The sequence below is a fragment of the Nocardia sp. NPDC006982 genome, assembly GCF_042869435.1.
GTDB lineage: Bacteria > Actinomycetota > Actinomycetes > Mycobacteriales > Mycobacteriaceae > Nocardia.
The window spans coordinates 1-11,915 of sequence record NZ_JBIAFV010000033.1; the positions used below are offsets into that span (position 1 = coordinate 1).

General features: G+C 63.1%; 12 protein-coding genes and 2 pseudogenes. 4 read left to right on the forward strand and 10 right to left on the reverse strand.

The features are described 5' to 3' along the window. Positions 1–170: 170 nt before the first annotated feature. Positions 171–635, reverse strand: a complete 465-nt coding sequence (locus ACFYOW_RS46730; RefSeq protein ID WP_387298174.1) for a class I SAM-dependent methyltransferase — start codon at positions 633–635, stop codon at positions 171–173. A 70-nt stretch (positions 636–705) separates the two neighbouring features. Next, positions 706–1,794, reverse strand: a complete 1,089-nt coding sequence (locus ACFYOW_RS46735; RefSeq protein WP_387298176.1) for an aldo/keto reductase — start codon at positions 1,792–1,794, stop codon at positions 706–708. A gap of 162 nt (positions 1,795–1,956) precedes the next feature. On the opposite strand from ACFYOW_RS46735, the pseudogene ACFYOW_RS46740 reads away from it, so the two are divergent. The 3 genes and pseudogenes from ACFYOW_RS46740 to ACFYOW_RS46750 all read left to right on the forward strand — a co-directional run. Beyond that, positions 1,957–2,148 (forward strand): annotated as a pseudogene (locus ACFYOW_RS46740) (acyl carrier protein); the annotation flags it as partial. Between the two features lie 160 nt (positions 2,149–2,308). Next, positions 2,309–2,995 carry a hypothetical protein gene (locus tag ACFYOW_RS46745; protein WP_387298244.1) on the forward strand — a complete coding sequence of 229 codons (687 nt, stop codon included), beginning with the start codon at positions 2,309–2,311 and terminating at the stop codon, positions 2,993–2,995. Between the two features lie 892 nt (positions 2,996–3,887). Then, positions 3,888–3,989, forward strand: a pseudogene (locus ACFYOW_RS46750) (4-hydroxy-2-oxovalerate aldolase); the annotation flags it as partial. Positions 3,990–4,007: 18 nt separating this feature from the next. Here the strand turns inward: ACFYOW_RS46750 and ACFYOW_RS46755 are convergent. Together ACFYOW_RS46755 and ACFYOW_RS46760 are read right to left on the reverse strand one after the other, a co-directional pair. After that, positions 4,008–4,490, reverse strand: a complete 483-nt coding sequence (locus tag ACFYOW_RS46755) for an aromatic-ring-hydroxylating dioxygenase subunit beta (protein WP_387298178.1) — start codon at positions 4,488–4,490, stop codon at positions 4,008–4,010. Next, entirely contained in the window at positions 4,480–5,682 is a 1,203-nt protein-coding gene (locus tag ACFYOW_RS46760; protein ID WP_387298180.1) for an aromatic ring-hydroxylating dioxygenase subunit alpha, read from the reverse strand. The genes ACFYOW_RS46755 and ACFYOW_RS46760 overlap by 11 nt, the downstream gene beginning before the upstream one ends. Positions 5,683–5,913: 231 nt before the next feature. Here ACFYOW_RS46760 and ACFYOW_RS46765 point away from each other — a divergent pair, with 231 nt between their 5' ends. Further along, complete coding sequence (locus tag ACFYOW_RS46765; RefSeq protein ID WP_387298182.1) at positions 5,914–6,714, forward strand: SDR family NAD(P)-dependent oxidoreductase; 801 nt, start codon at positions 5,914–5,916, stop codon at positions 6,712–6,714. A gap of 86 nt (positions 6,715–6,800) precedes the next feature. Here ACFYOW_RS46765 and ACFYOW_RS46770 read toward each other — a convergent pair whose 3' ends face one another. From ACFYOW_RS46770 to ACFYOW_RS46795, 6 genes are all read right to left on the reverse strand, one after another. After that, on the reverse strand, positions 6,801–7,391 hold the full coding sequence (locus ACFYOW_RS46770; RefSeq protein ID WP_387298184.1) for an NADPH-dependent FMN reductase: 591 nt from the start codon (positions 7,389–7,391) through the stop codon (positions 6,801–6,803). Between the two features lie 17 nt (positions 7,392–7,408). Beyond that, a complete protein-coding gene (locus ACFYOW_RS46775) occupies positions 7,409–8,299 on the reverse strand; it encodes a VOC family protein (protein WP_387298186.1) in 891 nt (296 codons plus the stop codon). Positions 8,300–8,356: 57 nt separating this feature from the next. Further along, positions 8,357–9,529, reverse strand: a complete 1,173-nt coding sequence (locus ACFYOW_RS46780; protein WP_387298189.1) for an acyl-CoA dehydrogenase family protein — start codon at positions 9,527–9,529, stop codon at positions 8,357–8,359. A 29-nt stretch (positions 9,530–9,558) separates the two neighbouring features. Beyond that, positions 9,559–10,134: an aromatic-ring-hydroxylating dioxygenase subunit beta gene (locus ACFYOW_RS46785; RefSeq protein WP_387298191.1), complete on the reverse strand. Its 576-nt coding sequence runs from the start codon at positions 10,132–10,134 to the stop codon at positions 9,559–9,561. After that, positions 10,131–11,453 carry an aromatic ring-hydroxylating dioxygenase subunit alpha gene (locus ACFYOW_RS46790; protein ID WP_387298192.1) on the reverse strand — a complete coding sequence of 441 codons (1,323 nt, stop codon included), beginning with the start codon at positions 11,451–11,453 and terminating at the stop codon, positions 10,131–10,133. The genes ACFYOW_RS46785 and ACFYOW_RS46790 overlap by 4 nt, the downstream gene beginning before the upstream one ends. A 116-nt stretch (positions 11,454–11,569) precedes the next feature. Next, positions 11,570–11,902, reverse strand: coding sequence for a non-heme iron oxygenase ferredoxin subunit (locus ACFYOW_RS46795; RefSeq protein ID WP_387298194.1), 333 nt, complete (start codon positions 11,900–11,902; stop codon positions 11,570–11,572). Positions 11,903–11,915: the final 13 nt, after the last annotated feature.

Genomic DNA, 11,915 nt, shown 5'->3' on the forward strand with positions numbered 1-11,915 from the left:
GGCATATGCCTGTGTCACTTCGGTTTTCCTCATCGCATCGAAACGCTTCGGACGGTCGCCGATCCAGCGTCGACGCCCGGCACCCACGTTACGAAGAGACCTGTCCTCGGCCCTGTCCCCATCAGCGGTCCGTCGACGCCACCAGCACCCGGCGACACCACCCCCCCGGATCATGCGAACGACAGGGGCAAGAAGTCATACCGGGTCTGGCGACCGTGGTCCCGAGTCAGGGACCGCGAACAAGGTAACGGGGCGTCGAGGAAGCAGAAGACGTTTGCCATTGCCGCGCAGGTGAATTGCTCATCGGGCAGGGGTAGCGCCTCGGCTGTTGCCTCGACCACGTCGAGGCGACCCTCGCGCACCGCGGCGGCATTGTTGCGGTTGGTCAGCGCGATCATATCCGCGCTGTGGTCGACGGCGGTCGCGCGACAGCCGGACTCGAGCGCCCATCCTACGAAGGTGCCTCCGCCGCAACCGATTTCGAGCAGATTGTCCGTCGATTGAAGTTCCAATGCGCCCAAGGTGTCGCGAAAGATCTCGTGGTGGGCCTTCATATCACGCCACCACAAGCGGGCGATTCGCCCCCCGGGACGCGACAGCATGCGGTCTGTCAGTACGTCGGCGATGTTCGGCATCGGCGAGCACTCATCCTTCCTGTTCTGGGCATAGTCGCCAGAATTGTTTGTGCGCGTGGCTATCTGCGGCTCACGTGGGCGTGACGGCCCGAATGCGCAGGTCACCGAATACGGTGCTGCGGGCCAGCGGCCGAGCGAGGAAGTCGTGAGGGAAACCGAGTTCCACCGCGGATGCCTGGTGCAACCGCTTCAGGTGGTGGTCATCGAAGGTCACACTGAATGCGCCGAGGTTGTCGTCGAGTTGCCGTGTGGTGCGCGCTCCGACGATGGGCGCGGTGACGGCGGGGTTGCGCAGCGTCCAGGCCAGTGCGACCTGCGCGGGTGTGTGCCCGAGTTCCTCGGCGACCCGACCGACGGCATCCGCGATCGCCAGTCCGCGTTCGGTCAGCGAGTCATTGGCTACCGCGATGCTCTTGCGCGATCCCCCGGTCGCGGTGGCGTCGGCGAGATCGGCGCGGCTGTATTTGCCGGTCAGCACACCACTGGCCAAGGGGGACCAGGGAATGACACCGAGGCCGAGCTCGCGCGCCATGGGAATCAGTTCGCGTTCCACGGTCCGCTCGATGAGGTTGTATTCGATCTGCAACGCGATCAGCGGTGACCAGCCGCGCAGCTCCACCAACGTTTGCATGCGCGCGATCTGCCACGCGGGGGTATCGGAGACGCCGAGGTAGAGCACCTTCCCCGCACGGACGAGATCATCCATGGCGCGCACGATTTCATCCATCGGCGTCAGCCCGTACCACAGGTGCAGATACAGCAGGTCGATGTAGTCGGTGCGCAGTCGGCGCAGACTCGCCTCGACCGAGGCCACCATGCTCTTGCGGTGATTGCCACCGGAATTCGGATCGGTGAGCCGTCGGATCGCACTGTATTTGGTTGCCAGCACCAGGGTTTCGCGATCGGCGGCGGCGAACTCGCCCAGCCACTCCTCAGCGGTGCCGTTGGTGTACTGGTTCGCGGTATCGATGAAGTTGCCGCCGCGTCCGACGTAGGTGTCGAATATCCGGCGGGCCTCGAGCTTGTCCGATCCCCAGCCCCAGTCGGTTCCGAAGGTCATGGTTCCCAGCGATAGCGGCGATACCCGTAGCCCTGACCGCCCGAGCAGGCGATAGCTGTCGAGAGCGTCTGCGACGCGACGCGTCGTGTCATTAACCAAAGCCGTTCCCTTCTGGCAATTTTCGGCCGAACTATCAGTCGCGACTCCGGCCTTCCCGCCACTGGCGCTACCTCGCGTGGCCGCCGATCGATGATGATTGATACTGACAATCATTATTGTTAACGTGACTGTATCGGGTTGGTCGAGCAAGGGCTGGAGATTGTGACAGCAGCAGACGAGGTCCGACGGTGTGTCGGCTTGGTACTCAAAGTGCAACCGCGGGAATTGGTTTCGACTCGAAGGTTGCAGGAACTGGGGATGGACTCGTTCCTGGCGGTCCGGCTACATCTGCGGCTCGCGGAGCGGCTCGGGGTGCGGGTTCCGCTGGAGTTGTTCGTCGGCGCCACCCTCGAATCGTTGACCGCAGAGGTCGAGCAGCGGGGTGTGACAGCGGCGGACGCCGGGTCGGCGGCCGAATTATCGGGCGGCACAGCTGAAGACACATCGAGTCGGGCGGATGAAGAGGAGCTGACACCGATCCAGGCCTCGTACTGGATCGGGGCGGGAAGCCGATATGCCGTTGGGTGGGGTGGCCACCTTCTACTACTTCGAATTCGACCGCGACGTGGCGCGATTCGTCGCGGCGGATCCGATGGCGGAGGTGCGGGCACTCGAGGTCGCGTGGAATCGGCTGGTCGATCACCACGAGATGCTGCGCGCGACCATCACCGATGACGGCACCCAACGCGTTGAACCGCCGGGTCCGCGGTACCGCATCGAGGTAACCGATCTGCGTATGCGCCCCGACGAGGTCGAGTCCACGCTGAATGTGTTGCGCCGGGAGCGGTCACATCAGGTTCGCGACACCACGGTGTGGCCGCTATTCGATATCCACGCCGTCCTGCTCCCCGAGGGGAACCTGCGACTGCTGGTCGGATTCGACATCATCGTGCTGGATATGGCGAGTTGGAATCTGCTGATGCGTCAGTGGGGCGAGCTCGTCGCAGACCCCACCGCCACGCTCGCGCCGGCGGCTTCGTTTCTGCGGTTGCTACGCGAGCGCAAGCAGTCCGATGGGCCCCGCCCCCGGTCATCGGAGCACTCGACCTGGGGCACATGCTCGACCGGCCACGCCACGACCTCGTCGGTATCAGCAACCGTGCGTTCCCGAAACCCCAGCGACTCAGAGAGCGAACGACGAGCCGCCTTCACCGACTGGCTGCACACCTATATCACCACCGCGGTTTTCTGGGCTAGCTGAAGCGTTGCGGCGAGCTCCGCATCGGCCACGGATGACGTTCCCCCACATGCCGCGGCCACCCGGGACGACCCCCGGTTCCAGGGCACCTTCCGGCACGAGTTCGCCGACGTCGACGGCCTGCGGATGCACTATGTGACCGGTGGCGGCTCTCCGATAGTGCTGCTGTAGCAGACTTCTTCGTGGAACACGCACCGCTTCAACAAGTTCCGGCGAGTTCCAATGACGCTGATGCTGGTTTGCACGTGATACCGCTGGTTGATCAGGGGCCCGGCGCTTTGGGATACGCACGAGTCGACCGAGGCGGGCAACTTGCGCGTAGTTGCGGTGCGGTTGACGACCGAGCATCGAGCCAGAGCGTCCGGACAGTTGGCCGCGGCCTGCCGACGCTGAGTAAACGTTCGTAAGCTTTTTGAATCTATGGCCGCCGCTTGCCAAGAGTCGGCAAGCCACCGGTCACCGTCCGGACTGAGGTACCTCCACCAGACACCCGAGCCCGGAGGTCCGCCCGTTGGGTCTGGCGCAGTCGTGCACGTTCCGCGGCGTCGCTGTTCAAGAACATCTGAACTGCCACATGGGCAGTGCGCGGGTCAATCTCCCATAGATGCCCCACATGCCGACAGTCTGCACACCGGCCGATTCCGCGAGGCCGCTCAGCGGTCACTGAAACGCCGGAGGAAACTGCGGCACCGCAGACTGTCAGGTTGCCCGAATCCGCCTCAATCCGATGGCTAAGGTCGCCGACAACTACCCATCCCTTGTTCATATCCCTCGTACGCCTTGCCCTTCCACACTGCTGGCATCTTGATACTGCGGATCGACCTGCTCGACGCGGTCGTCGTCGTCCGGCCGTGGCGCATCCCTTCAGCACACCTCGCCATACATGATGGCGGAGATCGTCGCGGTCGAGGAAGGCGTCACCCGCGCCGACGCCTCGCTCGCGGGACACGGAGCGGGAGTAGGTAATTGCCCGATCGAACCGATGGCCGTAGGTGATCGGACCGACGTATCGCTGCTACAGCGGATACACGAGATAGCGGGCAGGCATGCTGTCCAGGCGCACTGCGCGACTGGCGAACCGGGCGCCATCACCGCCGAGTTCGATGACATCGTCGTAGAATCCGGTCGCCAAAAGCCCTGACAGCGAATCATTTTCGGTGAAACTGACCTGGAAGTTCGAGCGGACCGCCCAGCTGTCGGCCGACACCGGCGCCGCGTGCGTGCGCTGGGTGACGTGCCGAGTCCGGTACGGCTCGATGGTCCCCGCCCACACCTCGGTGATGAACTTGATCCGGTCCAGCACTCTGGCGCGGTTGTCGTCGTACATATAGGCCAACGGCAGGCCTCGTTGGATGTTGTCGAGGGTGTGCACGGTGTAGGAACACTCCTCAGCGAACAGATCGGGCCATTGTGCCCAGTCCTGCTCGTCGAGCACGTACGAGCAGCGACCGAGTAGCTCGTCGATTGCGTGCAGTCCGGTGGCAGTCTCAGTAATCAAAACCCATCACCTTCCGGTAGTAGGCCCAGCCGACGGTGTTGCCGATCTCATCGTTCTGGGTGGCGTCCTCGGGGCGTCCGTCGACGCCTTTCACGAAACGGGCCAGCGTCCCGTCATCGGCGGTCATCTGCTGACGGTTGAATACAGCGGCGTCCTCGATCGTGATGAAACCGCTGGGCCCCAGCAGATTCGACGCTTGCCGCACGCGATGCTCGCGATACTCCTCTGTGTCGCTGACGTGCCCGAAGAAGGCATAGCTGACCTCGGTGCGGTCGACACCGCGTGGCCGCGCGAAGCGCACATTGATGGTGTCGACATGTTTGGTAATCACCGTCACCGGACGCAATGCCACGACTCTGGCCCGGTCATCCTCGCCGCGGAACTGTACGACGCTCGGATCGGCCAGGTAGCCGTTGTCGACATACGGTGTGCTCTGGTAACCGACCGAGAAGTGGCCAACCGGCTGGTTGATCCGCACTTCACCTTTGCCGCCCTGCCAGCCCAGAATCCGAAATCCGGTGTGCAGCAGTGGCGCATGATAGAAATCGTTGTCGAAGTAGGTCTTCCAGTTCGTCTTGTAGACGACCTTCTGGTAGCCGAGCAGGGTGAGATCGCCGTCGTCGAGCAAGCAATCACGGACCGGATCGGCGCACTCACCGAGAAAGGTTTCCAGCAGCGGGGTCTCCCGATGCCTGGTGACGAAGATCAACCCGGCCAGCTCCGATACCCGCAGTTCCGGCAGTGCGTAGTCCTTGCGATCGAAATCGGAACGAAACTCGCGCTCCCCCGGCGCCCCGCAGAAATCCCCATTGCTATTGAAAAGCCAACGGTGGTACGGACATTGGAACTCCCGGGCGACGCCGACTTCGCGCTGCTCCAGCAATGTTCCCCGGTGCGTGCAGGTGTTGACGAAGGCCCGGATGCGGTCATCGGAACCGCGGCTGATCAGGATCGGGATTTCGCCGAGCCAGGTCGTCTTGAAGCTGTTGATCTCACCCAGCTCGGCGCGGTGCGCGACCGGATGCCAGTACGGACCGTAGAAGATTCGCTCCAACTCTTCCCGATACACCAACTTATCGGAGAAGATCTCCTTGGGCAGGTCGAGCGGATTGGTGAAACGGGCGGCGATCGCCGCCCGAACCTGCTCATAGTCCGCCGCTGTTTCTGGTTCGTATTTGGTGACTAACACCATGCCTCCGCATCGATTCGCTTGCGGGCACGGACCGACCGAGTCGGCCATAGCCGAACTGCCCTTATGATTCCGGCGCGTAGAACAAAACTACTGCCTATTTCGCAAATCCTATGATTTGCTTCACGCTAGGTCAAGCATAACCACCCTCAAATCCCTTGTGCCACATACCGGAACAGTAGAATTGACATTCTCCTTCCTCGTTGTGCCACTTGCCAGAAAGGACGAATTGACATGCCGAATTCGAATTCTCACACACCCCTCACTGGAAGGACCGCCGTTGTCACCGCAGCAGGTGCCGGCATCGGGCGAGCCATCGCGATCGAGTGGGCCGCGCGTGGTGGCGCCGTGGTCGCAGCAGATCTCGACGCCGATGCGGCGCGAGCAACCTCCCGATCGATCAGCGACGCTGGCGGGGAATCCGGTTGGGCCACCGTCGATGTCACTGATCCCGACGCTATGCCGGGGGCCGTCGCGGCAGCACTCGGCAGCTTCGGCCGGATCGACGCATTGTTCAATGTCGCGGGCGCAAGCCTGCCGAGGAGAGTCGACGAGATGGACGACAGCGACTGGTACCGAATGATCGATATCAATCTGACCTCGGTCTATCGCTGCTCGAAGGCCGTCATTCCTGAGCTACGCCGGGCCGGTGGCGGCAGCATCGTCAACATATCCTCGACCGCTGGGCTGCTAGCAGAAAACCGCTGCTCCGCTTACAGTGCCGCCAAAGGTGGAGTCCTGCTGCTGACCAAGAACATGGCGATGGACTACGCCGCCGATGGCATCCGCGTCAATGCGGTCTGCCCCGGCAGCACGATGACCCCACGAATTCGGGACTATCTCGACCGCGTACCGGGCCATGATTCCCTGCTCGACGGACTTTGCCCAATGAAGCGGTACGCCGAGCCGGACGAGATTGCCCGGCCCGCAGTCTTCCTGGCCTCCGACGAGGCCAGCTATATCACCGGCGCAGTTCTGGCTGTCGATGGCGGGCTCACGGCCGGAAAGCATTTCGCGATCTTCGAGGACGCCTGACCACATCGCTTCCGACGCAACGAAAATCGCCCCGATATTCGACTTATCGAATATCGGGGCCGATTCACAGTGCGCTGCAACAATAGCTATTCCGGTACGGCGACCGCGGCCCCATTACTGGTCGTGCGGGCCACGCCGCTGAGTGCGCACACCTCGCGGCCAACGGTCCGCAATTGAAAATCGACCCGCTCGTCTGGTTGTTGTCCATAGGCGATCCGGGTCGTCGCCGAGTTGATGGCCGCGCCGAGCGGAGTCGGCCAGCCCCGCAACGCGTGCACGATGCTGCGCAGCGTCTGCAAGGTCGTGACGGCCGCCTGCCAGCCGTAGGCCGTGGTGACACAGCCGACCGCACGGCCCGAGAGGTACGGGTTACCGTCCTCGCGGAGGTCCTCGACATAGTCGAGTGCGTTTTTCACCAGACCCGACACCGAACCGTGGTAACCCGGCGATGCGATGATCACGCCGTCAGCGACTCGCAGCGCCTCGATCAACCGTTGCGCCTCAGCGACTTTCGGGCTGTCCGGGTCGTACATCGGCAGGCCGGCCAGCATCCGGCCATCGAACAACTGCGTACGCGCACCGTTGGCCTCCGCCGCATCCAGCGCGATGCGCAGGGCCGACTCGGTCGACGACTCGGCACGCAGTGTTCCGCCGAGACCGACGATGAATGGCTGCACCGTTCGCTCCACCGTGGTCACACCATCTTCATCAGGCCGTCGTGGCCCCAGGCAAAACCCGAACCCAGGGAATAACTTTCGGCAGTCCACGTCTCCGGATCAACCATCCGCGGCCCCCAGCCGTACTCGAAATGCCATCCGGACGGATTCCGGAAGTAGAACGAGAAAACATGATCATTCTGGTGACGCCCGGTCGACGTGCTCGTGATACCGCGCTCGAGGCACAGGTCGTAGCTGTGGCCGACGTCATCGATGCTGACCGTCTCGAACATGACGTGCTGGATGCGCCGCGGCGCACCTGGAATGTTCATGAATGCCAGCGAATGGTGGCGAGAGTTGCAGTGCAGGAACACCGCAAAGGGTCCGACCTTGGGGATATGGGCGAAGTCGCTCACACCGAAACCTAGTACGCGCGAATAGAAGTCGGCCGCACCCACGATGTCGGCGGCGTAGAGCACGACGTGTCCCATGCCCATCTCACCGGTATTGAACCCTGCGAGGTCTCGTGCAGGGCGGAACCGCGGCATGAACAGCTTCTCGTGTCCGAGCACGAGCTCCATCCGGACTTCCGAGTAGGGACAGGTGAAGTGGACGAATTCCATCACCCGGCGGTCGGCCGCCTCCTCCGGCGTGCCCGCCGTCACTTCGATGCCCGCGGCCTCGAGCTGGGCCGCAGCGGATTCGAGCGCCGCCTTCGATGGCACGTCCCAGCCCACGTAGGCGACGTCATCCTCGTGGCCGGCGCGCACGCCGATCCGGTGGTGCCGGTCGTCGGCGCGGACGTAGAGCAGGCTGCTGTCGCTGTCGCGCGAAACCTCCAGTCCGAGAACGTCCGTCGCATACTGCTTCCACCCAGGGACATCGCTGGACGTCCCTACGACATAACTGAGTTGGCTGACAGCGGCCATGGGTCTGCTTCTTTCCGGGATCTAGTGAAACAACACGGGGTGTGGGAGCCTGGCGACTCAGAACACGGCCAGCTTCGAGTCGCGCTCGAGGCCGAGCGCCATGCGGCCGTAGTGCTGGTAGTTGGCGCGCGTGAAGGAGACGTGGCTGGCCATCATGTGGATGTCGCGCCACTTCTGCTGCATCGGGCTGCTCTCCTTGAAACCGGATGTGCCACTGAGCCCGAACAATCGATCGACCGACTCGGTCAACAACTCGGCCACCCGGTCGTAGTCACGCAAGATCTCCGCGCGGTCGGCCAGTTCGAGTCTCCCGGAGTTGCACGCCGCACCCAAGATTCGCCGAATGGAAAGCTGTGCCAGTTCGAGGTCGGCCGCTGTTCTGGCGACCGCCTCCTGGACAATCTCTGAGCCCGCGGTCTGCGCACGGCCGCGCGCCCACTCGACGAAGTGGTCGTAGGCATCCAGCGCGGTACCCATCATCGGGCCGAGGAACGTGAGCCCGGCGTGCAGCGCCAGCGGCTGACGGTAGAGGGGGCCCGGGTTGACCTCGGTGCCCGGACTGTCGCCTGCGACCAAGGCGGCCGCGGGCAGCACGAACCCGTCCGGCACGAAGATGTCGTCGACCACGATCGTCTTGCTGCCGGTGCCGCGCATGCCCGCGGCGTACCAGTCGTCGTCGATGGTGTAATCGCCCGCCCGCACCAGGAAGTGGTGATTTGCTGGTCGGCCGCTATCTTTGATCAGACCGCTGACGATCACCCACGATGCGTGATCGACACCGCTGGCGAAGCTGTGCCTTCCCGTCAGCCGGTAACCGCCGTCGACCTTCTGCACCGTCGCCGCGGGTGCAAGCGAAGCGGCGATGCAGGCGTCGGGGCCGTCCGCCCACACGGCCTCTTGCGCGGTGAGCGGGAAGAACCCGACCATATGCGCATCGTGTGGGAGCAATGCCGCACACCACGCCGTGGACGCGCACGCACGGCCGAGTTCCAAGGACACCTCGTACATGGTGTCGAGTGACAGTTCATCGCCACCGAAACGGCGTGGGGCAAGAATGCGCCCGCCAAGCCCAGCCGCGACGATCTCCTCGATCAATTCTCGTGGGACCGAGCGCAGTGCCTCCGTCGCAGGTGCCAGTTCCCGGATGCGCGGACCGAGGGCCCGTGCACGCTCGACCAGTGTCTGATGCAAAGCCACGAGGGCGGAGCCGTCGATATCGGTAACTACCATGGTAATTCGTCTCCTTTGCGATCGGGCAGCTAGAACAGCACGCTGAGGTTCTTCGACTGCACGACGTTCTGGTCGAGCAGGATGGTGCGTTTCGCGATCTTGAAATCGCTGTTGACGACCCGTAGCACGTCACGTCGTTCGCCGACCCAGATGTCGGTCTCGGACTCGAGCCGATTCCGGTACAGAAGGAAGTTCGATACCACGTCGAACTCCGCGGATTCCACTGCGGCAGAACTATGTTCGCCACATGGCGTCACGATGACGTTCGACACCAGATGGCGACACCGCGAGGGCGGGTCTTCGGCCCAGTGGGTGCCTGAGTGCATCTGGTTCACGCGCATCTGTAGCGACTCGAAGTTGTCGTAGAAATGCGCCATTTCGATGCCCTGGGGCACCTCGTCCTGATCGCGCTGGCGACGAAGCCGGTTCTTGCGCACCGGCATCCAGTACAGGACATCCTCGGCGAACAGCTCCAGCCAGGTACTCCACTGCCAGCGATCGAGCAAGCGTGCCTCTCGATAGAGGAACTGCTCGACCTGATGCTGGAGCAGCATCCGACCCAGTGTGTTCGCGGCTGCGGGCGCGACGACTTCTTCGACAGTCATTGCACACCACCTGTATTGGTTGCCGCGACGGCAGCCGCCGTCCCAACGCCGCGCTCATCCGGCGGAATCACTGGCCATGCTTCGGCGGTCATGAACTCCAGCCAGCGCCGGTAGAAGCCGCGCTGGCCTGCCTCGCCGAAGAACGAGTCGTAATATTCACCGGGGAACTCCGGATGTTCCTGCTCGGTGCCGAGTCCCATCTCGTAGTTCCAGGCCATCTTTCGCGCCTGGTAGCCCTGCTCGAGGACGCCGCCGATCATGCCCCAGTTCTCCCCGTCGTCGGTCTCTACGACTCCCGCGGCGCCTTCGGTGAACGACGCCGAAATCTGTTGCGCGCGTTTGGCTTCCTCGGGCGCATTCTTCTCCACCACGGTGAACGACCAGATCTCGAACTTGCCGGGGCCCTTCGGATGCCACACGCGCAGATTGGCCGAACCGGGCAGGCCCGCGAAGTTCGGGAACGCGTTGAAGTTGGCGACCATGTCGGCGCGGTCGCCGACCCGCTCGCGGGCGATGCGTCGCTTGGTCTCGTTGTACTGGCCGAGCGGGTCGTCGGCGAAACGGGTGTGTCGTTCGAACAGGAAGCTCTCGCCGTGGCCCTCGCGAAGCGATACGTGCGCGCCGTCCTTGGCCTCGAAGCCGGGCCCGAAAGCAAGCAGCGACGAAAGATGGCTGGTGGTGGCGTGATACGTGTCGCCGGCGAACTGTTCGGCGGCCAGCTTCCAGTTGGCGTTGATGGTCCACTTGATCGCGCCGGGGAGCACCTCGATGCCGCCCTCGGCGTGATCGACCCACCCGTCGATGTAGTACTTCAAATCTCCCAGGTAGTCGTGCAGCGGCGGCGCTGTTGGGTCGAAGTTGCCGAAGATCAAGCCCTGGTAGCTGTCGACCTGCGCGACCTGGATCAGGCCGTTGTCCTCGAGCGATAGTCTGTTGAAGTAGGCGTCCTCGATGTTCGGGACGCCGATCAGCTTGCCCGCGCTGTCGTAGGTCCAGCCGTGGTAGGTGCACATAAACGAGCGCGTGTTGCCCTCCTCGGCGCGACATACTCGCATGCCGCGATGGCGGCAAACATTGAGGAATGCCTTCACGCCGCCGTCGGGCTGACGTACCACGAGCACCGGATCGCCACCCATGTAAGTCGCGAAGAAGTCGTGTGGATTCGGGATCATGCTGTCGTGCGCCAGGAACAGCCATGAGCGTCCGAAGATGCGTTCCTGCTCTAGTTTGTAGATTTCGTCACTGATGAAAATATCGGGCCCGATACTGCCCTGTTTCCAGTTCACCAGCGAACGCAGATAATCGGCGTCAACGGCCACGATTATCTCCCTTCAATTATGATTGTCCGGTGTTGCTATTCGAGGTCTGCGCTACAGCTAAGCATCGTGCCGACGCCCAGTCGATGCGATCGTTCTGAGCTCCGGAACAGCGGTTTTCAGCTCTCGACCACGACGTACACGGCATCGTCGACCACCTGGACCGCATACTTCGCGAGCGGCGCGGAGGCCGGCGGCGCGGTCACCGCGCCGGTCTTGATGCAGAATTTCGCGAAATGCCAGCCACATTCGATCTGGCCGTCCTCAATGAATCCCTCATCGGCCAGCGACGACTTGTCGTGCGAGCACCAGTCCGCGGTCGCATAGAATTCGCCGTCGATGTTGTATACGGCGATCGGCGGTTGGGTATTCACTCGAGTTACGTTGCCGGGGGCCAGTTCTCCGACCGCACACACTCGGACCAGGTTTTCCGACTTCTCTGTCGTTGTCATTGTTTCCTCCACT